This is a genomic window from Microbacterium sp. Beta, from assembly GCF_005502545.1.
GTDB lineage: Bacteria > Actinomycetota > Actinomycetes > Actinomycetales > Microbacteriaceae > Microbacterium > Microbacterium oxydans.
The window spans coordinates 153,338-175,106 of sequence record NZ_SCOG01000007.1 but is presented as its reverse complement, the minus strand read 5'-3'; the positions used below and the strand labels follow the sequence as shown (position 1 = coordinate 175,106).

The 21,769-nt window shown below is 70.1% G+C and carries 22 protein-coding genes; 7 read left to right on the top strand and 15 right to left on the bottom strand.

Features of this window, described 5'->3' with window-relative positions; translation table 11 throughout:
* Positions 1-38: 38 nt before the first annotated feature.
* The 3 genes from FFS56_RS09730 to FFS56_RS09720 all read right to left on the bottom strand — a co-directional run bounded on the left by FFS56_RS09730 (position 39) and on the right by FFS56_RS09720 (position 2,665).
* Positions 39-776: a DUF1684 domain-containing protein gene (locus FFS56_RS09730; RefSeq protein ID WP_046747570.1), complete on the bottom strand. Its 738-nt coding sequence runs from the start codon at positions 774-776 to the stop codon at positions 39-41.
* A gap of 264 nt (positions 777-1,040) precedes the next feature.
* Positions 1,041-1,892, bottom strand: coding sequence for an alpha/beta fold hydrolase (locus FFS56_RS09725; RefSeq protein WP_127013015.1), 852 nt, complete (start codon positions 1,890-1,892; stop codon positions 1,041-1,043).
* Between the two features lie 35 nt (positions 1,893-1,927).
* Positions 1,928-2,665 (bottom strand): copper homeostasis protein CutC, encoded by a 738-nt coding sequence (locus FFS56_RS09720; protein ID WP_058632928.1) that lies wholly within the window; start codon positions 2,663-2,665, stop codon positions 1,928-1,930.
* Between the two features lie 59 nt (positions 2,666-2,724).
* Between FFS56_RS09720 and FFS56_RS09715 the strand changes: the two genes are divergently transcribed.
* From FFS56_RS09715 to FFS56_RS09705, 3 genes are all read left to right on the top strand, one after another.
* Entirely contained in the window at positions 2,725-3,165 is a 441-nt protein-coding gene (locus tag FFS56_RS09715) for a MarR family transcriptional regulator (RefSeq protein ID WP_046747567.1), read from the top strand.
* 5 nt (positions 3,166-3,170) lie between these two features.
* Complete coding sequence (locus FFS56_RS09710) at positions 3,171-4,505, top strand: MFS transporter (RefSeq protein WP_137772126.1); 1,335 nt, start codon at positions 3,171-3,173, stop codon at positions 4,503-4,505.
* Between the two features lie 62 nt (positions 4,506-4,567).
* Positions 4,568-4,855, top strand: a complete 288-nt coding sequence (locus tag FFS56_RS09705; RefSeq protein WP_045264425.1) for a hypothetical protein — start codon at positions 4,568-4,570, stop codon at positions 4,853-4,855.
* Positions 4,856-4,942: 87 nt separating this feature from the next.
* On the opposite strand, the gene rocD is transcribed toward FFS56_RS09705, so the two are convergent.
* The 6 genes from rocD to FFS56_RS09675 all read right to left on the bottom strand — a co-directional run bounded on the left by rocD (position 4,943) and on the right by FFS56_RS09675 (position 12,647).
* Positions 4,943-6,148, bottom strand: a complete 1,206-nt coding sequence (gene rocD, locus FFS56_RS09700; RefSeq protein ID WP_058632929.1) for an ornithine--oxo-acid transaminase — start codon at positions 6,146-6,148, stop codon at positions 4,943-4,945.
* The gene (gene ddaH, locus FFS56_RS09695) at positions 6,145-7,023 is read right to left on the bottom strand and encodes a dimethylargininase (RefSeq protein ID WP_046747564.1); all 879 of its coding nucleotides are present in this window, start codon (positions 7,021-7,023) and stop codon (positions 6,145-6,147) included. The genes rocD and ddaH overlap by 4 nt, the downstream gene beginning before the upstream one ends.
* A gap of 214 nt (positions 7,024-7,237) precedes the next feature.
* Positions 7,238-8,254: an NAD(P)-dependent alcohol dehydrogenase gene (locus tag FFS56_RS09690; RefSeq protein ID WP_127012705.1), complete on the bottom strand. Its 1,017-nt coding sequence runs from the start codon at positions 8,252-8,254 to the stop codon at positions 7,238-7,240.
* On the bottom strand, positions 8,251-8,481 hold the full coding sequence (locus tag FFS56_RS09685; protein ID WP_137772124.1) for a helix-turn-helix transcriptional regulator: 231 nt from the start codon (positions 8,479-8,481) through the stop codon (positions 8,251-8,253). Before FFS56_RS09685 ends, FFS56_RS09690 begins: the two co-directional genes overlap by 4 nt.
* A complete protein-coding gene (locus tag FFS56_RS09680) occupies positions 8,481-8,945 on the bottom strand; it encodes a hypothetical protein (RefSeq protein ID WP_233437335.1) in 465 nt (154 codons plus the stop codon). The genes FFS56_RS09685 and FFS56_RS09680 overlap by 1 nt, the downstream gene beginning before the upstream one ends.
* Before the next feature lie 51 nt (positions 8,946-8,996).
* Complete coding sequence (locus tag FFS56_RS09675) at positions 8,997-12,647, bottom strand: bifunctional proline dehydrogenase/L-glutamate gamma-semialdehyde dehydrogenase (protein WP_127012706.1); 3,651 nt, start codon at positions 12,645-12,647, stop codon at positions 8,997-8,999.
* Between the two features lie 180 nt (positions 12,648-12,827).
* On the opposite strand from FFS56_RS09675, the gene FFS56_RS09670 reads away from it, so the two are divergent.
* From FFS56_RS09670 to FFS56_RS09660, 3 genes are read left to right on the top strand one after another with little or no spacing between them, the layout of a single operon-like run.
* Entirely contained in the window at positions 12,828-13,523 is a 696-nt protein-coding gene (locus tag FFS56_RS09670; RefSeq protein WP_127012707.1) for a hypothetical protein, read from the top strand.
* Positions 13,520-14,080 (top strand): hypothetical protein, encoded by a 561-nt coding sequence (locus FFS56_RS09665; RefSeq protein ID WP_061017035.1) that lies wholly within the window; start codon positions 13,520-13,522, stop codon positions 14,078-14,080. Before FFS56_RS09670 ends, FFS56_RS09665 begins: the two co-directional genes overlap by 4 nt.
* Complete coding sequence (locus FFS56_RS09660) at positions 14,077-14,676, top strand: hypothetical protein (RefSeq protein ID WP_127012708.1); 600 nt, start codon at positions 14,077-14,079, stop codon at positions 14,674-14,676. The genes FFS56_RS09665 and FFS56_RS09660 overlap by 4 nt, the downstream gene beginning before the upstream one ends.
* Here the strand turns inward: FFS56_RS09660 and FFS56_RS09655 are convergent.
* The gene (locus tag FFS56_RS09655) at positions 14,631-16,031 is read right to left on the bottom strand and encodes a hypothetical protein (RefSeq protein ID WP_127012709.1); all 1,401 of its coding nucleotides are present in this window, start codon (positions 16,029-16,031) and stop codon (positions 14,631-14,633) included. The genes FFS56_RS09660 and FFS56_RS09655 overlap by 46 nt on opposite strands.
* A 101-nt stretch (positions 16,032-16,132) precedes the next feature.
* A complete protein-coding gene (locus FFS56_RS09650) occupies positions 16,133-16,693 on the bottom strand; it encodes an acyl-CoA thioesterase (RefSeq protein ID WP_127013017.1) in 561 nt (186 codons plus the stop codon).
* 131 nt (positions 16,694-16,824) lie between these two features.
* Here FFS56_RS09650 and FFS56_RS09645 point away from each other — a divergent pair, with 131 nt between their 5' ends.
* A complete protein-coding gene (locus tag FFS56_RS09645) occupies positions 16,825-17,334 on the top strand; it encodes a GNAT family N-acetyltransferase (protein ID WP_045264712.1) in 510 nt (169 codons plus the stop codon).
* Between the two features lie 76 nt (positions 17,335-17,410).
* Here the strand turns inward: FFS56_RS09645 and FFS56_RS09640 are convergent, their stop codons facing one another.
* Genes FFS56_RS09640 through FFS56_RS09625 form a run of 4 tightly spaced genes read right to left on the bottom strand, consistent with a single transcriptional unit; the run spans position 17,411 to position 21,769 of the window.
* Entirely contained in the window at positions 17,411-18,562 is a 1,152-nt protein-coding gene (locus FFS56_RS09640) for an acetyl-CoA C-acetyltransferase (RefSeq protein WP_127012710.1), read from the bottom strand.
* Positions 18,563-18,595: 33 nt separating this feature from the next.
* A complete protein-coding gene (locus FFS56_RS09635) occupies positions 18,596-19,054 on the bottom strand; it encodes an ASCH domain-containing protein (RefSeq protein WP_127012711.1) in 459 nt (152 codons plus the stop codon).
* Between the two features lie 4 nt (positions 19,055-19,058).
* Positions 19,059-20,795: a cytochrome b/b6 domain-containing protein gene (locus tag FFS56_RS09630; RefSeq protein ID WP_171011017.1), complete on the bottom strand. Its 1,737-nt coding sequence runs from the start codon at positions 20,793-20,795 to the stop codon at positions 19,059-19,061.
* Between the two features lie 2 nt (positions 20,796-20,797).
* Positions 20,798-21,769: an electron transfer flavoprotein subunit alpha/FixB family protein gene (locus tag FFS56_RS09625; RefSeq protein WP_127012712.1), complete on the bottom strand. Its 972-nt coding sequence runs from the start codon at positions 21,767-21,769 to the stop codon at positions 20,798-20,800.

The following is a 21,769-nucleotide window of genomic DNA, read 5'->3' as shown; positions in this document are numbered from 1 at the left end:
GGTTCCAGCTTAAGGCGCGCGGCCCCTGTTACGGCGGGTCAGCCTCCGAGCACGACGACGCGCTCACCCGCGCGGATCGGGGTCGAGTATCGATTCCCGGCGGGCGGCAGCGGGCACACGAACTGGTCGGAGAATGCGCACGGCGGCAGATAGGCGCGGTTGAAGTCGATCACGGCAGTGCCGTCCACGGCCGGTTCGTCGACCGGAAGGAACCGGAAGCGGTAGGTCTCGAGGCCGTTCGTCCCGTCTGCGAACACCGCGCTCAGCCCGCCCTGAGCACCTCGGGTCACGGTGAGCGTCTGCGGCGCACCCGCCAGCTCGAAGCGCAGCCGACCGGCGACGGGCGTCTCCCGCGCATCGCCGTCGACCGACGTGATCACGATCTGCTCGTCGGGTGTCTCCTCGAAGACAGCCGGCAGACGCCAGCGCTCGTCGGGGGCATAGGCATCGATCGCGGTGAACCACTCGCGCTGCGGACGAGCCGGATTCAGCACACGCAGCGCTATCGTGCCGTGGCGCTCGAACACGCGCAGCTCGCGGCGCCCGAGCCGGATGCTCTGCGTGCCCCGCAGCGTGACGGTGGATCCCGCCTGGCCCAGCTCGCTGCCGCGGATGCCGCCGTCGCCGGTGAGCGCCCAGAGCCCGGGGATGCCGTCCACGGCCGCGGCCTCCGTGATGAGCCAGTTCGTCGACTCGAGTGCCGACGGGCCGTACTCCGAGCCCGCGTACCGCTCCCTGGACGCGTGCCAGTCCTGCCAGTCCTTCACGAAGCTCATCGGAGCGCTCCCTCCCGTGCGGGGTGCCGCCGAGCGGGGCACTCCTCGCTCATGCGCGGAATATTGCCCCGAATCTACGGTGACCCCGCGGCGCGCGAGACGCCCGTGTCACACGCCTTCACCGCGCGTAACGTCGCGTTACATCCGCACCACGCGGGAACATCTCGCCCCAGACCCACGCTCCCCGCCGAGACCCACCGCGGCGAGCGGTCGCCACAGTGGGTGTGGCCGAGGAGCATGGGTCTCGGCGGTGGAGCCGGGAGCTCAGCGTGCGGGGATGTGCGTGTCGAGCCAGGCGAGCACGTCGGCGCGCACCTCGTCCTGCTGCAGCTCCGCGAAGATCTCGTGGCGCGCGTCGGGGTAGACGAGCGTGGTGACGTCGGTGAGACCTGAACGGTTGCGGTACTCGTCGGCGAGCTTGTGCACGCTGCGCGGTCCGCCCACCGGGTCGTCCCGCCCGACCAGCAGGAGCATCGGGATGTCGTGCCCCAGGTCCTTGGCAGGGCGGCCGTACAGCTTCGCCGCCTCGATCGGGCCGAACAGCTTGAGCAGCGGCACATCGGTGGTCAGCGGGTCCACGTCGAACGCGGTCCACACGGCGGGGTCTCGGCTGAGCCACTCCAGCCCGGTCGCGCCCTCACCTGCCCAGCGCGCATTCAGCGGAGCGGCGTTCAGTGAGCCCGGCATACGCAGGGCAGAGCCGGACAGGATCACGGCGTCCCACGCGTCCGGGTGCTCGTTGACGAGCATCTGTGCGAGGAACGATCCCCACGAGTGCCCGAGCAGCACGAGCGGCAGATCGGGATTCTCCTCGCGGATGATGCCCGTCAGCTGCCAGACGGCTTCCACGGCCGCACGCAGCCCGCCCTTGCCCAGACGGCCGAGCTTCTCCGGGCCGCCGTGCTGGCGGATGCCGGTGCGGCCATGACCGCGGTGGTCGTCGGCGTAGACGTGGAATCCGGCAGCCGTGAGCGCGGTGATCAGCGCACCGTACCGCCCTGCATGCTCTCCGACGCCGTGCAGCAGCTGCACCACGCCGCGCGGGGTCCCCTCGGCGGGATGGACGTCGTAGACGATGTCGACACCATAGGCATCGGTGAACTCGCGGGTATCCATCACGCTGCGAGCCTACCCATCACCGGAAGAGGCGGCTACCGCGCGAGGGCGTCGCGGATCGCGAAGGCGGTGTCGCGATCGGTCACCTCGTAGCCGCCGACCCCGTCGGAGGCCGACCCCATCCGCACACCGCCGTCTTCGTTCACGGCACGCTTCGCGGAGAAATGGATCGCGTCCACGCCCGCGGCTGCGAGCAGCGGAGCGCTCGCCACATCGACGCCGCTGCCCGCCATGATCTCGATCTCGCCCTCTGCGGCCGCGACGAGCGCACGCAACGTGTCGATGCCGTCGATCGCGGCCGACGCTCCCCCCGAGGTGAGCACCCGACGCAGGCCCAGCTCGCGGGCGCTTCGCAGCGTCGCGACCGGATCGGCCGTCACGTCGATCGCGCGGTGCAGCGTCGCGGGTGCGCCGGCTGCGGCATCTCGGAGGCGCGCCATGGCGAACAGGTCGAGTCGCCCCTCGGCGTCGAGGGCGCCGATGACCACGCCCGCAGCACCGGCGGCGATCGCGCGGCGCACATCGAGCTCGGCCACGGCGAGTTCGTCGTCGTCATAGTGGAAGCCGCCCGCGCGCGGGCGGATCAGCACGTGCACCTCGGGGCCATCGACCCCTGCCGTCTCGACGGCGAGCTCGATCGTCGCGGGCGACGGGGTGAGTCCACCGAGGGCGAGAGCCGTCGCGAGCTCGACGCGTGCCGCGCCGACCTCCTTGGCGATGCGCACTCCGGCGGGGTCCTGCACGGCGATTTCCAAGGCGAGCGTTCGGGTCACCCCTCCATTGTGCCCGCTGCCGCGACGGCATCCGGAAAATTAGATAGGCTATCTAAGTAATGTCTGCGTCTGATGAATCCCTCCGCCTCACCGCCACAGACCTTCGCATGGCCACGTTCCGGCTGGCCCGCCGCCTCCGCTGCGCCCGCGCCGCCGACTCGATGAGCGACGCGCAGCTGGCGGTGCTCGCCGACCTGCGCATGAACGGCCGACGCACGGTCTCGACCCTCGCCGAACGCGAACGCGTGACCGCGCCGTCGATGACGAGCACGATCAACGGCCTCGAGGAACAGGGCTTCGTCGTGCGCACCCCCGACGAGGACGACCGGCGACGCGTGCAGGTCGACATCACCCCGGCCGGTGCCGAGATCGTGGTCGAGACCATCCGCCGGCGCGACGAGCTGCTGGCCGACATGCTGCGCGAGGTCGACTACACCGAGGCCGAGCTGACCACACTGCGCGAAGCGAGCGCCCTGATGCGGCGGGTGGTGGAGAGATGAGCGCCATGTTCCGCTCGTTCGCGAACATCAACTACCGGATCTGGTTCGCGGGCGCCCTGATCTCCAACGTCGGCGGATGGATGCAGGCCACCGCGCAGGACTGGGTGGTGCTCACCGAGCTCACCGACAACGACGCCACGGCGATGGGCGTCACCATGGCCCTGCAGTTCGGGCCTCCCCTCGTGCTCGTGAGCATGACGGGGTGGGTGGCCGACCGCTTCGACCGCCGGCACATCCTCTTCGCGACACAGTCGGCATTGCTGGCCCTGGCCATCGCGGTCGGTGTGCTGCTGCTCAACGACCTCATGACGCTGCCGATGATGTTCGGGTTCGCCCTCGGATTCGGCATCGTGAACGCCTTCGACGCCCCGGCCAGGCAGGCGTTCGTCTCGGACATGGTCTCCACCGGAGACACCTCGAACGCGGTGGCCCTCAACTCGGCGTCGTTCAACCTCGCCCGCATGGTGGGACCGGCCGTCGGAGGCCTGCTGATCGTGGCGATCGGCTCGGGCTGGGTGTTCATCGTGAACGCCGCGACCTTCCTGGCGATGCTCCTCGCGCTCCTGTTGATGCGGCGCAGCCTGCTCGCCCCTCGGCTGAAGAACCGCAGCCGCGGTGGCCTGGCAGCCGGCTTCCGGTACGTATGGGGACGCAGCGACCTGAAGGTCGTCTTCGTCACGGTCTTCCTGATCGGCGCCTTCGGCATGAACTTCCCGATCTTCGCCTCGACCATGGCACTCGAGTTCGGTGCGGGAGCCGACGGATACGGTGTGCTCAGCTCGGTGCTGGCCATCGGGTCGCTGATCGGCGCCCTGCTGGCCGCACGTCGCGACCGGGCCCGGGTACGGGTGGTGATCCTGGCTGCCGGCGGGTTCGGGATCGCCGCCTTCGTGTCGTCCGTGATGCCCAGCTACGCGTCGTACGCCGTGACCCTGACGTTCACCGGCTTCATGATCGTGACGCTGCTCACCGCCGCCAACGGCTACGTGCAGATCACCACCGATCCCGCCCTGCGCGGCCGTGTGCTCGCGCTCTACATGGCGGTGATCATGGGCTCGACCCCGGTGGGCGCTCCGATCGCGGGGTGGGTCGCCGACACGTTCGGGCCGCGCGCTGCGATCATGCTCGGCGGCACGGCCGGATTCGTCGCCTGTGCGATCGGCGTGATCTGGGTGGCGACGTCCGGGCGCCTGCGACGCGACGAGAACCGCCGCTTCCTGCTCACACTCGACGAGACCCGCCCGCTCAGCGTGATCGAGGTCGACCCGATCGAGTTCAGCGACGAGGCCGCCGTGACCACGCCGATCCGCACCGCCAAGCGGCGCGACCCCGACGACTGAGCATCCTCGGCCTGTTTGTCAATGCCCTCTGCGGAGGGCCGCACCCGACGTAGCGTCGTCGCATGGACGAGAACACGGAACGCACCCCCCACCCGCAGGACCCGGCAGAGGGCGCACCCGGAGTCGGAGCACCGGACGAGGACTCCGGCCAGGGCGACGGCACCGGCGGAGCCATCCAGGGTGATGCCTCGCGCGGCGAGTCCACCGGAGGAGCCATCCAGGGCGACGCCGGCCAGGGCCATCGTGCGGCCCTCGGCGGCGACGAGAACACCGAGGACCAGCTCGACGCCGACAACGCCGCCGAAGAGGACACCCTCAAGACGCTCGACCCGGATTCCCCACCGGCCTGAGCGGCACGAGGACAGCGCCACCGCCAGCCGTCTCATCCCCAGTCGACGGCCGTGACAGCGGTGGCGCTGTCCGTGTCGGCGGGTCGGTCAGGCGCCCAGCACGAGCTTGAGCTGCTCCACCGCCCAGTCGAGCTCGGTCGCACGGATCACCAGCGGCGGCGCGATGCGCACCGTCTGTCCATGCGTGTCCTTCACCAGCACGCCGCGTTCGAGCAGCTTCTCGGCGATCTCCCGCCCTGTGCCCTTCGCGGGGTCGATGTCGACCCCGGCCCAGAGTCCCGCGATGCGCACGGCCGTGACGCCGTGGCCGATCAGCGGCTGCAACGCCTGCTCCAGATGGGCTCCCAGCGCACGGGCGCGCTCCTGGAACTCCCCCGTCTGCAGCATCTCGACGACGCGCAGGCCCACGGCTGCGGCGAGCGGGTTGCCGCCGAACGTCGAGCCGTGCTCGCCGGGACGGATCACACCGAGCACATCGGAGTCGCCGACCACGGCCGAGACCGGGAGGATGCCGCCGCCCAAAGCCTTACCGAGCAGGTACAGGTCGGGCACGACGCCCTCGCGGTCGCATGCGAACGTCTCTCCCACGCGACCGAGACCGGCCTGGATCTCGTCGGCGATGAACAGCACGTTCTTCTCATCGCAGATCTCGCGGATGCGGCGCAGGTATCCCTCCGGCGGGATCACGACCCCTGCCTCGCCCTGGATCGGCTCCACGAGCACGGCGGCAGTGTCGTCGGTGATGGCTGCGGCGATGGCGTCCGCGTCGCCGTACGGCACGACGTCGAAGCCGGGCGTGTAGGGCCCGAAGTCGTCGCGCGCCTGCTCGTCGTCGCTGAAGCTGACGATCGTGGTCGTGCGTCCGTGGAAGTTCCCGGCCGCGACGATGATGCGTGCCCTGCCCTCGGCGATGCCCTTGACGCGGTAGCCCCACGCGCGGGCGACCTTGATGCCGGTCTCGACGGCTTCGGCACCGGTGTTCATCGGCAGCACGAGGTCTTTGCCGGCGAGCTCCGCCAGCGCCGCGGCGAACGGTTCGAGGCGGTCGCTCTGGAACGCACGGCTGACGAGCGTGACCCGCCCGAGCTGCTCGGTGAGCGCGGCGACGAGTGCCGGGTGCCGGTGTCCGAAGTTCACGGCGGAATACGCGGCGAGCAGATCGAGGTAGCGCTTGCCCTCGACATCCGTCACCCACGCGCCCTCTGCGCGGGCGATGTTCACGGGCAGCGGGTGGTAGTTGTGTGCGACGTGCGGCTCGGTGTTCACATCGGCGCCTGCCTCCAGCGCGGTCACTTCGCGCCCCGAAGCTCGAGCGTGCAGCACTTGATGCCGCCGCCGCCGAGCAGCAGCTCGGAAAGGTCGATCATGATCGGGTTGTAACCGCGCTCGCGCAGCTGCTTCTCGAAGCCCTTCGCGCGCGGGGAGATGATCACGTTGTAGCCGTCGCTCGCCGAGTTCAGGCCGAACACCGAGCCGTCCTCGTCCGACACCAGGATCGCGTCGGGGAAGCGCTTCTCGAGCTCGGCGCGGCTCGCGTCGTCGAAGGCACCGGGGAGGTACGCGATGTTCGCGTGCTCGGGGCCGCCGTTCTCGAGACCCTGCACCGGATCGAGCACGGCGATCGCGGTGTCGAGGTGGTAGAAGCGCGGGTCGACCAGGTTGAGCGACACGACCTCGCGGCCGAAGACCTCGCCGACCTCGCGGTGACTGTCGCCGGTCGAGCGGAAGCCGGTGCCGGCGAGGATCACGTCACCGACGAGCAGGAAGTCGCCCTCGCCCTCGTTGACCTCCTTCGGCATCACGGTGTCGTAGCCCGCGCCGCGGAACCAATCGGCGAAGGCGGGAGCCTCGCCCTGGCGCTCGACGAAGCGGAACTCGGGCACATAGGCGCGGCCGTCGATGAGGAACCCCCCGTTGGCCGTGTAGACCATGTCGGGGTATCCGGCGAGCGGCTCGATGAGCTCGACGTCGTGGCCCAGCTCGACGTACAGGTCGTGGAGCTTCTGCCACTGCGCGACCGCCTTCGCGGTGTCGGTGGGCTTCGACGGCTCCATCCACGGATTGATGGAGTAGTTGACGGTGAAGTGCTCCGGCTTGCACATCAGGTAGTGGCGGTGGTGCGCGGTGCGGGCGGGGGCGGTGGAGACGGCGGCTTCAGGCGTCGACATGGGAGCTCTCCTCGGAGGACGGGCGCGGCGGACGCTGTCCAGGGGCCCGGCGGTCCTTCGACCCTTCGCTCGATCGAGCGGGCGTCGGGGAAGATGCGACTCGGGCACGCCGGGGTCCATTCTGTCACCCGCCCCCTGTGCACCGCCAGAGCGCGGTGGGGGGTGCTCCGCCACACCGCTGTCGGTGCGGCACCAGAACACCGCCGATGAACGCTCAGACCGCGGTGCCGGCGACCACGAGCTTGCCCACCGTGTGGCCGGCTTCCAGTCGGGAGAGAGCCGCCGATGCCTCGGCGAAGGGATACTCGCGCTCGATGACGGGGACGATCCGCCCCTCGGCCACGAGGTCGAGCAGCTTCGCCAGCACCTCGGGGCGTGGCGTCGCGGCGAGCGGTCGGATGCTCCGCGAGCCGATCGACAGGAACACCGCGCGCAGCATCCGTGGGACGGGGCCGAGCACATGGCCGCCGTCGCCGGTGACCAGCACGACTGTGCCGCCGGGAACGACGAGACGCTTCAGCTCGCGCAGCGGCATCCCTCCCGCGATGTCGATGATCGCGTCGAATCGGCCGTCCGCGAGCGTGCTCAACGGCGACTCCCTGTGGTCGAACGTGCGCACCGCGCCGAGCTGCTCGATCAGCGGCGCGTTGCGGTCGCGACAGGTCGCCCATACCTCGGCTCCGCGGAGAGTCGCGAGCTGCACGGCGAACGTGCCGACACCTCCGGATGCACCGATGATCAGCACGCGCGGCGCCCCACCCGCCGCGTGGCCAACGTCTGCGAGCCCGACCCCGGCGAGGTCGAGCGCCTGCCAGGCGGTACCACCGGCGACCGGCAGGCAGGCAGCGGTCTCTGCCGCGATGTCGGTGGGGATCGGCACGAGCCGTGCTGCGGGAACGCATACGTACTCGGCGAGACCGCCGCCACCGACCAGCTCGCCGACGACCTCCTCACCGATCTCGGCGCCGACGACGTCCGGCCCCACGGCGACCACTGTGCCGGCGACCTCCATGCCGCGCACCGGATGCTTCGGGCGGGTGAGTCCGAACACCGGTCGCACGAGCAGCGGATCACCGAGCAGGAGGCGCACATCGCCCGCGTTCAGAGCCGTCGCGTGCACCCGCAGCAGCACTTCGCCGCGACCGGGCACCGGGACCGGGATGCGTTCGAGGGTCACACCGTCGGCCGGCCCGTAGGTCTCCCGCCGCCACGCCGTCATCGACCGGTTCATGATGCTGCTCCTGACGTGTCGGGATACTCGAAGATGTCGTCGAGGCCCACGCCGAACGCACGGGCGATCTGGAAGGCGAGTTCGAGCGTCGGCGAGTACTTGTGCTGTTCGATGGCGATGAGCGTCTGTCGCGTCACCCCGACCGTGCGGGCGAGCTCGGCCTGGGTGAGACCGGCCTGCTCGCGATGAGCGCGGATGGTGTTGGAGACGAGAGTGGGCTTGACCATCAGACGAGGCCTCGCCGGTAGGCGATCACCCTGGCGACACCGCCGACGAGCGCGGCTACCGCGAAGCCCGCGAACATGGTGTTCGCGATCCAGAAGACGTCGGCCCCGACAGCGCACAGCGCGATCACCCCGAGGCCGGCGATCACGATGAAGGCCTGCTCCACCCGCCCACCCATGCGGCTGATGTCGCGGTCGCGGATGTCGGAGCGGCCGACCCCGTCGGGATCGCTCATCCCGGCGATGATGCCCCACATCACGCTGAGCAGGATCGTCGCGACGATGCCGCCGCCGATCACCCACAGCATGAGCGGGAACCAGTCGACGTCGGTGAGCGGTCCTCCCCCGGCCTGCTGGAGCACCAGCACGACGTAGACGACCATCACGATGGGGCTCACGATGAGTCCCGCCCACGCATTGCGCTCTTCGTAGACCACGACGCCTCCGATGTAAAAGATTCTTGACACGCTCAGCGTACGACCGCTTACCAGATGTGTCAAGAATTCTTTACATGTGACTCAGATCACGTCACTGCTCCAGGCGTCGAGGTTGCCGTAACGGTGCGCGGTGATCGAGATCGACTGCTCGTGCACGAACGGCAGCAGCTCGATGCGGGCGGCCGCCGTCACCTCGCCGTCGTACACCGCGAGATCGGGATCGCCAGCGGAAGCCGCGGCCAGCTCCGCGCGGAGAGCGGCGACACCCTCACGACCGCCGACCAGTCGCACTCGATCGCTCGCCGGCAGTGTGACGCCTTCGAGGTCGGCGTCCTGACGGAGCAGCCGCTGCAACCACTCGTCGTCGCTCTCGAGGAACACCGGGGCGTCGAGGTCTCCGAGCGCTCGGCGCACCTCGGCGGGCAAACCGGAAGGGGTCGAGATGACGAACCTGGCGCCGGAGCGCACCCCGGCGATCACCACGCGCAGCAGGTCGTGCAGCGCGGCGTCGTCGGTCGCGCGCACTTCGACGGGCACGGGGCGATAGCGGAACAGGTTGCGCTCGACTCCCAGACGCGACACGTCGCGCACCTGGCCGAACTCCCGATCCCAGGCCAGCGCATCCGAGAGAGCCGAGCGCCGCAGCCACTCGAACGACTCATACGCGAGCGAGGACTGTGCCGCCTCGATCACCGCGGTGATGCGCGAATCGAGCCCGCGCAGGTGCAGGGTGCTGGAGGCCGGCCCTCCCGACTGCGAGCGCCACGATCCCAGACCGATGAGATAGTTGGGCCCACCCGCCTTCGCGCCGGGGCCGACCGAGGAGCGCTTCCAGCCGCCGAAGGGCTGACGCTGCACGATCGCGCCGGTGATGCCGCGATTCACGTAGAGATTGCCCGCCTGCACCCGGTCGAGCCAGTACGACAGCTCCTCCGGATCCTGGGTGTGCAGCCCTGCGGTGAGTCCGTAGGCGACGGCGTTCTGCATCTCCACGGCGCGCGCGAGGGTCGGGGCGTGCATCACCCCGAGCACGGGGCCGAAGAACTCCTCGGTGTGGAAACGCGATCCCGGTTGCACCCCGACGCGCACGCCGGGACGCCACAGCCGTCGGCTGCCGTCGTCCGCCGCGGCGAGAGACGGCTCGATCAGCCACTGCTCGTCGCCCTCGAGCTCACTCAGCGCCCAGGCGAGCTTGCCCTGCGGCTGCTCGATCACCGGCCCCACCTCGGCCAGCGGATCGGTAGGAGGACCGACGTGCAGCGAGCGCACGGCATCGGCCAACTGGCGGGCGAACCGGGCCGAGCGTCCGACCGGCCCCACGAGGATCGCGAGCGACGCCGCCGAGCACTTCTGCCCGGCATGTCCGAAGGCGCTCTTGACGAGGTCGGCGACCGCGAGGTCGAGATCGGCGGAAGGCGTGATGATGATCGCGTTCTTGCCGCTGGTCTCCGCGAGCAGCGGCAGATCCGGGCGCCAGGAGCGGAACAGCGCCGCCGTGTCCCACGCGCCGGTGAGGATCACCCGGTCGACCGCCTCGTGCGTGATCAGCTCGCGGCCGAGCTCCCCCTCTTCGACGTCGACGAGCGCCAACAGGTCGCGGGGGATCCCTGCCTCCCACAGCGTCTCGGCGATCACCGCCGCACAGCGACGGGCCTGCGGTGCGGGCTTGAAGACCACACCGGAACCTGCGGCGAGCGCGGCGAGCACTCCTCCGGCGGGAATGGCGACGGGGAAGTTCCAGGGCGGCGTGACGACCGTGACGGATGCCGGGACGAACACGGCGCCGGCGATCGCGTCGAGCTCCCTGGCCTTGGCTGCGTAGTACCGCGCGAAGTCGACGGCCTCACTCACCTCGATGTCGGCTTCTGCGAAGACCTTGCCGGTCTCGGAGGCCGCGACCTCGATGAGGTCTCCGCGACGAGCCTCGAGTGCAGCCGCGGCACGCAGCAGCACCTCGGCACGCTCGGCGGCAGGTCGCCCGCCCCAGGCCGGGGCCGCACGACGCACACCGTGCACGACCCGCTCGAGCTCGTCCGCCTCGGACACCTGCGCCGCCGCGATCGTGGCAGACCCCAGGTCGGAGGTCGCGATGCGCTCGCGCACCTCGCGCGCCCATTCGCGGTTGGCGGGAAGCGCGGGGTCGCTGTCGACGGTGTTCGCGAAGCCGGGGGCTCCGCCGGTGTCCTGCTCCAGCTCGCGGGCGGAGTAGACCGCGGTCTCCAGGAACGCCTCCCGGCCGCTGTCGTCCGAGCCGCGGGAGATGCCGAGCACCGCCTTGGTCAGGTCGGTCTCCGGCACCGGGGCGACGGGTGCAGGGCGCAGCGACTCGTGCACGGGGGCGAGACGGTCCTGCGTGCGACGGGGTCCGATGCGCAGCGTCGGGTCGCCCGCCCTGTCGAGCGCATCGAGGAAGCGATTCTGCTCGCGGACGAACAGCGACTCGTCCTCGCCGAGCCGGAAGGCGGCGGAGAGGAAGTTGTCCGGCGAGGCGTTCTCCTCGAGCCGGCGCACCAGGTAGCTGATGGCCACGTCGAACTCCGCTGGCTCCACCACAGGCACGTAGAGCAGCACCGGTCCGACCTCGCGCGAGACGGCTCGCACCTGCCCCTGGGCCATGCCGAGCAGCATCTCGAACTCCACGGCCTCCCGCACGCCCCGCTCGCCCGCCAGCAGCCAGGCGTAGGCGATGCCGAAGAGGTTGTGCCCCGCGACGCCGATCTTCACCGCAGCCGTGTGCTCCGGCCGCAGCGCCCAGTCGAGGCAGCGCAGGTAGTTCGCGTCGGTGTCGAGCTTGGTGTCGTAGGTCGCAGGCGTCCACCCGTGCATCCGCGCCTCGACGTGCTCCATCGCGAGGTTCGCCCCCTTCACGAGACGCACCTTGATGCGGGCGCCGCCGTGCGCCACGCGGTCCTGCGCCCACGCGGTGAGCTCCTGCAGGGCGGGCAGCGCGTCCGGCAGGTACGCCTGCAGCACGATCCCGGCTTCGAGCCCGGCCAGTCGGGGGTCCTCGAGGATGCGCGTGAAGACGGCGATCGTGAGGTCGAGGTCGCGGTACTCCTCCATGTCCAGGTTGATGAAGGTGCCGTCGGCCGCCGCCGCGAGATACAGCGGAAGGAGCCGCTCTACCACCTCGTCGACGACCTCGTCGAAAGCCCACATCGACAGGTGGCTGATGATCGCCGAGACCTTCACCGAGACGTAGTCCACGTCCGGACGGCGGACGAGCGCGTGGATGCCGTCGAGCCGTCGTCGGGCCTCCGCCTCCCCGAGCACGGCCTCGCCGAGCAGGTTGAGGTTGAGCCGGGAGCCGTCGGCGCGGATCCGCTCGATCGCGGCGCCGAGCTTGGCAGGGCGCGCGTCGACGACCAGGTGCCCCACCATGTCCCGGAGCACCCGACGGGCGATCGGCACCACGGGCGTCGGGAGGATCTGCGCGACCCCGCCACCGAGACGTACCACCGAGCGCAGGTACCAGGGCAGGAACTCGGGCACGATCGGGGCGATGCGGTGCAGCTGCGAGGCCGCGGCGGTCAGGCTCTCCGGACGCATGACGCCGTCGACGAACCCCAGGGTGAACGGGAGTCCGTTCGCGTCCTGCAGCACTCCGGCGAGCCGGGCGGCGGCAGGGTCTGGTTCTGTGGCCGCGGCCTCGATCGTCCACCGCCGAGCCAGCTCGACGGCGCGGTCTGCGAGGGATGCGGATGCCACGGCATCCGGCGGGAGGTCTGCCATGGATTTCAGCCTAGGTCTGGACACCCCGGATTCCGCGCCGCGCCGCCGCATTCCGCCATCCGCGTCCGCTTCGCATGCGGCCGTTCTCGCCGCCCGGTGCGGCCCCGGAGCGGAGGAGCGCGGCCGGGCGGGGTGCGAACCATGCCGCACCGCCGAACGGCGCGGTCCTAAGCTGTTGCCGTGACCACGACCCCGCCCGACAGCACCTCCGCATCGCGCGGTGAGGCGGAGGTCACCGCCTCGAACGCGGGAGCCCGCGCGAAGGTGCTGGGGTGGGCGCGGCGCAGCATCGACCTCATCCCGACCTCGTGGTTGATCACCGGCGCGGGGGCGGCGCTGTTGGCGACCACCGCCCTGTTCGGCGGCCTCGAGGCCGCCGCGGTCGACCCGATCCCCGATCTCACGATCGGAGAGACGTTCTCCGGCTCCGAATTCGAGATGACCGTGGTGGGCGTCGAACTGCGCGACGAGCGCGGAATGGCGGCGATCTATCCCGACGAGGAAAAGGGGGAGCGCCTGCTCGTCGTGACCGTGGACGTGGTGAACACCTTCTCGCAGCCGCGTGCTTCCGGATCACCCGCGAAGGTGTCTCCTCTCCTGGACGGCATCCGCATCGAAGGGCTCGATGCCAAGGGGGTGGTGTCGCGCGCCGACGACGGAAAGCTCGCGCCCACGCTCCAGCCCGACGTTCCGGCCCGTGTGCTGATCACCTGGGCCGTGGGACCGGACGACTTCCGCGACGGCGACGAGGTCTCGCTCACCCTCCCCGACTCCGACCACTACGTCGGGCAGAGCCTGATCCGCGGCGACTACTGGAACGATCCCCGCGTCGGCGCGACGCTGACGACCACGATCGAGGAGGTGAGCGCCGGATGAAGAAGCACGTGCTCGTCTGGCTTCTCACCACGGCGCTGCTCGCGTGCGCGTGGGTCCTCGTCAAGGTCACGCTCCCCGACGACGCTCCGGATGCCCCCTTCCCCGCGGTCGCGCAGATCGGCGAGGAGGCCGTCACACGCAACCTCGTCGCGACCGTGACCGATGTCCATCTCACGAATCGGGTCACCGATGCCGAGGGCTGGTCCGCCGAGGGCACCTGGCTCGTGATCGACCTCGACGCCGCGAGCGGGGTCACGCAGCGGTTGAGCACCCTCAGGCTCGCAGAGCTCACGATCGGCGAGCGCACGTTCAGCGCCACGGATCGTGGAACCACCTTCCTCGCTCAGCGTCTGGTCACCGCGGTTCCCCGCAGCGGCAGTCTGGCGTTCGAGCTCCCCGACGACGTCGTGGGTGACAGGGCCACCCTGCGCCTCGGCGTGCCGGGATCGGGCGGCTTCGAGGTGCTGCGCGACGGCGTGATCGACCTGCCGATCGATCTGGCGACTCTCCCCGTCGAGGCCGAGGTGCTCCTGGTCGAGAACGGGTGGGCGCGATGACGATCCCTCCTCCGCTCTTTCCTCCCGCCCCTCAGGAAGACCCCGCAGCCGCGGCTGTTCCGACGAAGCGCGATTCCTGGTGGCGGCGCAACACCGTCGCCCTGATCGCACTCGCCCTCCTCGTGCCCGCGACGGCGGCCGCCGTGGGTTGGCAGGAGTGGTACCAGTACTTCGGGTTCGGTGCCCGCGCGGTCGCCCCGGTGGTCGTGACGGAAGACGAGACGACGGACCTCGCCGGCGCAGCCTGGGGCCCGATCCGCGGCGGGGAGATCGACGACGTCTCCGGCCTCGACGTACCGGAGAAGACGCGGCTGATCGCGGTCGCGGTGCCCGTGGACCCGGAAGCCGAGGGCGTCGGGTGCGAGGCTCCCGTGCTCGTGGAGCAGTCGACGGGGCGGGAGTGGAGTCCGGTGCGCGCCGAGATCGGACTCGACTGGAGCGCCGACGAGCCCGAGACGTGCCTCAGCGAGCAGGCGAGCCCTTACGAGTTGATCGTGCCGTTCGTGGTTCCTGCCGACGTGGAGGGCCCGTTCTGGGTCGACATCCGGCCCTATCGCGCCGGCGGCTCGTTCGTGAGGTTCGAGTTCGAACCCTGACCGCCGACGGCGTCACGAGGCGGCGCCGAGACCACAGCGGCTGCCACCGCATCGACCGACGAGGGCAGTAGTCCGGCCGCATCCGCGACGGCACGCATCTCCGCTTCCGCCTCCGTGGAGGCCGAGGCGTCCGGCCGCGCCTGCTGGCGACGTCGCAGCCGTCCGAGCGTGGCGTCGTAGGCGCCGCTGATCACGGCGATGCGGAGGGGTTCGATGAGCAGGAGCGGCACGAGGGAGACGAGCGGGGCCGCGACCGCCCAGAACACGTAGTCCTGCGGTCCGATCAGCCGGGTGACACCGAAGCCGAGGACCGATTCGAGCGCCTTCACCGCCACGTAGAGCAGCGCGTAGGAGGCGACCAGCAGGGGACCCGCTCGCCACATCAGCAGCAGGGCGCGACCGATCGGCCGGAAGCGTGCTCCCAGCTCGTCGCCGAGGTCGCGCAGCCGTCGTACCAGGGGGTTGGGGATCGCCTCCGTGTGCTGACGGAACCGCGAGACGAGTTCACTCTCGACGCGCAGCTTCTCGGCGACGATCGCCTGTCCGAAGACGACTCCGGCGATCGTGAGCCAGGCCAGCGGCGCCAGCAGCACGGGGCCCGCCTCGGAGAGGACCCAGCCGATCCCCTCCCACAGCCAGCGCAGGGGCGCCACGGCGTCGAGGATGCCCTCCCGCACCGTCTCGAGGTACGCCATCGCCGCGCGACTGTCGACCCAGGCCTTGATCGCGTCGAAGATGTCGCCGAGCACCATCACCGAGAAGAAGACCCAGACGACCTCGAAGTACACCGCCACCGGCGACAACCAGGCCGCGAGCTTCGGCGACCACTTCGACCACGCCCATCGACCGGCGAACGCGAGCACGATGATCGCGATGGTCCACACGTTGATCGGAAGGTTGAGCACGGTGTCGTCCGAGCTCACGGGCGGCTCGCCGTTCACGCTCGCCGTCCACACGATGCCGTTGCGCACCTCGAGAGCGCGGAGCGAGTAAGCCCGCACGTCCTCGCCGAGCAGCCCCTGCGCCCAGTACACCGCGAAGAACGGCAGGATGCCGGCGAGAAGGGCCGAGAGGAAAGTACGCCGACGCTCCACCGGCGACTCCGGCAGCGGTGCCACCTCCTGCAGGTTGCGCAGACCGTCGCGCAGCACGAGGAACATCGCCACCAGGCTCACCAGCCGGGCGAGGATCGCGATCGGCAGCACCAGGAAGCCCAACGTCGCCGACGAGGCTCCGATGAAGCCGGCGATCTCTGTGACCCCGTAGTGCACCAGGACGCCCGCGAGGTACCACGCCATCAGCGCAGGCCAGTGCCGCCACAGCACTCGCCCGGTCGTCGTCAGGATCGCCAGCACACGCCTAAGCTACCGCGCCGGTGCGGACGGAGAGAACGTTCCTCTGCCGCTCAGCCCCTCGGGGTTTTCGAACTCAGCCCCAGACGCTCAGCCCCAGACGCTCAGCCCCAGACGCTCGGGGCCTTCGCCCGCACGGGAGGAAGCGCCGAGGCCGCTGCCCAGTCGTGCACCCAGGCGTCGATCTCCGGAACACCCTCCGGCTTGCCCACGGCCGCGAAAAGCTCCTCGTTGCTGACGGTCCCTCCGGTGCGTCGCAGCATCCGGGCCCGCACGATCGCCCGTGCGTAGACCTCGCCGTCCACGACTGCGCGGTGCTCCATGAAGAGCGCCTTGTCGTCGTGCCCGATGAAACGCGACTGCACCTCGAACCGCTGCCAGAGCTGCAGCGACTTGCGGAACGTGATCGTCTCGCTGGAGACGACCGCATACCAGCCCCGGTCCTTCATCGCATCGAACAGTCCGGTGCGGATGAGCAGGTCCCAGCGCCCGAGGTCGAACAGCGACAGGTAGCGGCCGTTGTTCATGTGGCGCAGGATGTCGATGTCGGTGGGCAGCGTGGTCAGGGTGATGCTGCCGACGGCGGTGGGGTCGAGGGCCTCCCCCCGTCGCACGCGGCGGCGAGCGCCGAGGATCACCATGAGGGTCCGCCAGATCACGTTCACGAGCATCGATCGTAGCCAGGAGTGCACGATCGGCGAACATCGTTGTGCGAAACCTCCATGACCGCGGGAAGGGTGTCATCGAACATCCCCTCGATTTCCCCTTCGCGGACGCCGCGCGTAGAGTCACGACCATGAGCGCCGAAGCCCAGCCTGAAGTCATCGTCCGTCCGGTCCGTGATGTGGATGCGGAAGCCCTCGGTCGCGTGCATGCGCAGTGCTGGCACGAGACCTACGACCACCTGATCAGCAAGGCGGCGCTGGAGAAGGTCTCGCCCCGCCGCATGGCCGAACTGTGGACGCACTGGGCCTCGCAGGGCCCCGAGTTCAAGATGAACGCCGCGCTGGTCGACGGGGAGATCGTGGGCTTCGTCGGCTCCGGCCCCGCCCGCGACAAGGACGCTCCGGCGTTCCGCGAGCTCTACTTCATCTACCTGCTCGACGCCTATCACTCCACCGGCATCGGCCAGAAGCTGTTCGACGCCGCCGTGGAGAAGGACGAGCCGCTGTACCTGTGGGTCGCCGAGGACAACCCTCGCGCGCACCGGTTCTACACCCGCAACGGTTTCCACCTCGACGGCGCATCGCACACCGAGCCGTTCCTGGGCGAGACGCTGACCGAAGTGCGCTTCGTCCGCCCCTGATCCTCCGAGCACGTACAGAGCGGGCGGTCTCCTCCGGGAGGCGGCCCGCTCTGTCGTCACCGCGGGATCAGCGGCGTCAGAGCCGTTCGACGATGGTCACGTTCGCGACCCCGCCGCCCTCGCACATGGCCTGCAGACCGTAGCGTCCGCCCGTGCGTTCGAGCTCGTTGAGCATCGTGGTCATCAGCCTGGTCCCGGTCGCGCCGATGGGGTGACCGAGCGCGATGGCTCCGCCGTTGACGTTCACCCTCTCGTGCGGAGCATCGAGCTCGCGCATCCAGGCGAGCACCACGGGAGCGAAGGCCTCGTTCACCTCGAACAGGTCGATGTCGGAGACCCGCATCCCCGCGCGCTCCAGCGCGAGCTTCGTGGCGGGGATCGGAGCGGTGAGCATGAGGATCGGACTGTCGCCGCGCACCGTCATCTGATGGATGCGGGCACGGGGCGCGAGCCCGTGGTCACGTACGGCCTGCCCGCTGGCGATGAGCACGGCGCTGGACGCATCGCTGATCTGCGACGACACGGCGGCGGTGATCCGTCCACCCTCCCGCAGCGGCGCGAGCCCGGCCATCCGCTCCAGCGTCGTGTCGCGGCGCACACCCTCGTCGTGGTCGAGACCGTTCAGCGGAGCGATCTCACCGATGAAGCGACCCTCGTCCTGCGCCAGGGCTGCACGACGATGGCTCTCCAGGGCGAACCGCTCCATCTCCTCGCGGGAGATGTCCCACTTCTCGGCGATCAGCTCGGCACCGGCGAACTGCGAAATCTCCTGATCGCCGTAGCGGTCGGTCCAGGCGGGCGACTGCGCGTACGGCGTGGTGAAGCCGTAGGACTCCCCCACGGTGGCCGCGGCGGTCAACGGCACCTGCGACATGCTCTGCAGTCCGCCCGCGATCACGAGGTCGCTCGTGCCGCTCATCACGGCCTGCGCCGCGAAGTGCACGGCCTGCTGGCTCGACCCGCACTGCCGGTCGATGGTCACCCCGGGAACGTGCTCGGGGAATCCGGCGGCGAGCAGAGCCGTCCTGGCCACGTTGCCGGATTGGCCGCCGATCGCGTCGATGACGCCCAGGATCACGTCGTCCACCGCACCGGGGTCGATCCCCGTCCGGTCGACGAGCGCCCGAAGGCTGTGGGCGCCGAGGTCCACAGGGTGGACCTCGGCGAGCGATCCGCCGCGCCTGCCGACCGGCGAACGGACCGCGTCGACGATGTATGCCTCAGCCATGATCGCGCCTCTCCTCCAGTCCCTCGGGACTCTCTAGGCCGGGAACACCAGCCGGAACCGCTCGCAGACCACCGGCATGTCCGGTTCGTAGCCGCGCGGGTTCTGGGAGTGGGTGCGCCAGTAGCGTTCGTGCACCTCGCGCCAGTGCGTCAGCGTGCGGTCGCCCTCCCCCTCGGCGAAGGCATGGGCCTCGTCGACCTCGTCGAACGGCGTGATGTCGATCGTCGTGGTCTCGATCACAGCCCGCGGGGCGCCGGTCCCGTCCAGGATGATGCTGAGCTCGCCCACAGCGGGGAGAGGGTCGCCGTTCGCTTCGTAATCCCAGAGGGACGACGCGGTGCCGACCTTGATGCCGTCGAGCACGAGTGCCAGCAGCTCGTCGGCGTGCTCGGGCGTCGCCCCGAACCCCCAGGCTTCCGGCCGCGTCTCCGGGAGGTGAGGCAGGGTGGTCCGCACGGTGCGCCAGTACTCTGCGATGACCTCGTCGCTCATCTGCTCACCGACCCGAGACCTTGCCGAACACCTTGGCGATGGGGGCGAGCACCAGCGGACGCGCAGCCGCCCATCCGATTGCGATCACCACGAGCGACAGGATGAACACCCAGAATCCGGTCCACGTCACCGCGTCCTGCGACGCGAACATGTGGTTCAGGTTGCGCAGGAACCCGGTCAACATGACGAGCGCCACGTGCGCGATGATGAACGCCACGAAGTACAGCATGATCGGGAAGTGCAGCGCCCGCGCCCACTCGACCGGGTACGCCTTCGACAGCTTCTCGGCCTTCTTCGGCCACAGCCCCGACATGCGGAAGCCGGTGATCGCGGCGAGCGGCGCCGCGATGAACACGGTGGCGAAGTAGGCGAGCTGCTGCAGGCTGTTGTAGTTGTTCCAGCCGTTCTCGTGCGGCCAATCGAACGAGATGTACTGCAGGGCCGCCGAGAGGGCGTTCGGGAACACCTCCCAGCTGGTCGGGACGATGCGCACCCAGTGCCCCGTGACGAACAGCAGCACGACGAAGATCACGCCGTTGACGAGCCACAGGATGTCGAGCGACTGGTGGAACCACAGGTTGAGGCTGATCTTGCCCTTCGCGTTGTTGCGAGGGGTCCAGAAGACCGTCGGGCGCTTCTCGGTGCGCACCTGCAACCCCGAGCGGATGATCAGCACCATCAGGAACATGTTGAAGAAGTGCTGCCACCCGATCCACGGGGCGAATCCCGGCTCGACGGCGATCCCGGGCTCGTACTCGCCGGGGAAGGCCGCCAGGAAGTCCTGCATGAACGGGAAGCTCAGGAGCGTGCGCACGAACGCGATGGCGGCTCCGGCGAGCACCCCGAGCGCAGCGGCTCCGAACAGCACGCCGATCGCCTGGGTCCACGTCGGGCGCGGGCGGCCGGTCGTCGGGGCCGACGTCTGTGGGAGGTGTCGGGGCGCTCGTCCGTTCCACACGGTCTGCGTCCACGGGAGCGGAGTCGAGACGTCGGCGAGCACGGACGACGATCCGGTCGCAACGGCAGGAGTCGCGGCAGCCGCGACGGGAACGACAGCGGCCGGCACGACGGACTCGGGCGCGACGGGCTCGGGCGCGACGGGCTCGGCTGGGGCGGCAGCAGAGAGGGGAACAGTGTCGGCGGGCGGCCACGGGTCTCCGCTGGCGACACGAGGCAAGCCGCGTCGGACACCGGTGCCGTCGGCCGTGGCCACCGCGACGGGGGCGGAGGTCTCTGCCGCAGAGATGTCCGCTGTGGCGGTCGACGCCGCGGGCGCTGGCACGGATGCTGACGCGGCTGGCACGGGGTCAGACACCGCCGACCCCGGAGAGGGAGCGGGTACTGCCGCAGCGGGTTCGGGCACCTCGGCGGGAGAAGTGGGAGCGGTCGGCGACGTCGACGGCGGCCAAGGCTCCCCGCCCGGCACACGCGGCAGACCGCGACGGATCCGCGCTGCCCCACCGGCCGTTGCCGGAGCGGCCGCTGCAACAACAGCCGTCACGGTCGCCGGCGATGCCGGGCCGGCGGGGCCGGTGGGCTCGAGGGGCACCCCGACAGGCACCTCGACGTCCGAAGACACCGCGACTTCCGAACCTGTCGCGGGCTCGTCGGGCGCCGCGCTCGTCACCGCGTCCGCCGCCCGATCATCCACCGTGGCATCCTCCGCCACCGCATCAGCGGGAGGCCAGGGGTCTCCTCCAGGCACGCGCGGCAGACCGCGTCGCAGCATCCGCGTCGCCATGGCTACTTCTTCCGTGCCTCGAGCGCCGCGATCACCTGCGGTACCACGGTGAACACATCGCCGACGATGCCGAAGTCCGCGACGTCGAAGATCGGCGCGTCCGCGTCCTTGTTGATGGCGATGATGTTCTTCGATGTCTGCATGCCCGCGCGGTGCTGGATCGCTCCGGATATGCCGAGTGCGACATACAGCTGCGGCGACACCGAGACCCCGGTCTGTCCGACCTGATGGGACTGCGGGATGTAGCCCGCGTCGACGGCGGCGCGCGAGGCACCGACGGCCGCGCCGAGCGCATCGGCGAGCTCTTCGACGAGCACGAACTTCTCCTTCGACGCGAGACCTCGGCCACCGGAGACCACCTTCGTGGCTCCCCGCAGCTCGGGACGGGAGGAAGCGACCTCCACCGCCTCGACCGGGCCCGCCGTGGCCGCGACGGCCCCGGACGGAGTGACATCGAGCACCTCGACCGAGTGCGATGCGACGGCTTCGGCGCGCGCGTCGACAGCTCCCTGACGCACCGTGATCACCGGAGTCCCGAACGTGGGAGCCGAATCGACCAGGTACGCCCCGCCGTAGACCGAGTGGTGGGCCACGACGCCTTCGTCATCGCGCGAGACCCCGACGGCATCGACCGACAGCGCACTCTTCGTGCGCACCGCGAAGCGCCCGGCGACGTCGCGGCCGGAGATCGAGTTCGAGATGAGGACGGCATCGGGTCGCACCTGGGCTGCGGCTGCCTGCAGTGCGTCGACGATCGGCACCGTGAGCGCAGCCTGGTCCCCGTCGGCGGTCAGCACCACGGATGCCCCCGCCGCCGCTGCCTGATCCACGGCCGCAGGACCGCCGCCGACGATCAGGGCCACCGGCGAACCGATCGTGGAGGCGGCGCCGATGAGGGCGGCCGTGCTGGTCGCGACGTAACCGGAGGGGTCGATGTCGACGAGGACGAGGATCGGGTTCTCGGAAGAGGTCAT

Coding starts and splice junctions, on each gene's coding strand:
- FFS56_RS09685 (WP_137772124.1), bottom strand. CDS start 8,481: ATGGTCAAGCCCACTCTCGTCTCCAACACCATCCGCGCTCATCGCGAG.
- FFS56_RS09730 (WP_046747570.1), bottom strand. CDS start 776: ATGAGCTTCGTGAAGGACTGGCAGGACTGGCACGCGTCCAGGGAGCGG.
- FFS56_RS09675 (WP_127012706.1), bottom strand. CDS start 12,647: ATGGCAGACCTCCCGCCGGATGCCGTGGCATCCGCATCCCTCGCAGAC.
- FFS56_RS09705 (WP_045264425.1), top strand. CDS start 4,568: ATGGACGAGAACACGGAACGCACCCCCCACCCGCAGGACCCGGCAGAG.
- FFS56_RS09625 (WP_127012712.1), bottom strand. CDS start 21,769: ATGACCTCTTCCGAGAACCCGATCCTCGTCCTCGTCGACATCGACCCC.
- FFS56_RS09640 (WP_127012710.1), bottom strand. CDS start 18,562: ATGGCTGAGGCATACATCGTCGACGCGGTCCGTTCGCCGGTCGGCAGG.
- FFS56_RS09645 (WP_045264712.1), top strand. CDS start 16,825: ATGAGCGCCGAAGCCCAGCCTGAAGTCATCGTCCGTCCGGTCCGTGAT.
- FFS56_RS09665 (WP_061017035.1), top strand. CDS start 13,520: ATGAAGAAGCACGTGCTCGTCTGGCTTCTCACCACGGCGCTGCTCGCG.
- FFS56_RS09630 (WP_171011017.1), bottom strand. CDS start 20,795: ATGGCGACGCGGATGCTGCGACGCGGTCTGCCGCGCGTGCCTGGAGGA.
- FFS56_RS09725 (WP_127013015.1), bottom strand. CDS start 1,892: ATGGATACCCGCGAGTTCACCGATGCCTATGGTGTCGACATCGTCTAC.
- FFS56_RS09660 (WP_127012708.1), top strand. CDS start 14,077: ATGACGATCCCTCCTCCGCTCTTTCCTCCCGCCCCTCAGGAAGACCCC.
- FFS56_RS09710 (WP_137772126.1), top strand. CDS start 3,171: ATGTTCCGCTCGTTCGCGAACATCAACTACCGGATCTGGTTCGCGGGC.
- FFS56_RS09635 (WP_127012711.1), bottom strand. CDS start 19,054: ATGAGCGACGAGGTCATCGCAGAGTACTGGCGCACCGTGCGGACCACC.
- FFS56_RS09715 (WP_046747567.1), top strand. CDS start 2,725: ATGTCTGCGTCTGATGAATCCCTCCGCCTCACCGCCACAGACCTTCGC.
- FFS56_RS09690 (WP_127012705.1), bottom strand. CDS start 8,254: ATGAACCGGTCGATGACGGCGTGGCGGCGGGAGACCTACGGGCCGGCC.
- ddaH (WP_046747564.1), bottom strand. CDS start 7,023: ATGTCGACGCCTGAAGCCGCCGTCTCCACCGCCCCCGCCCGCACCGCG.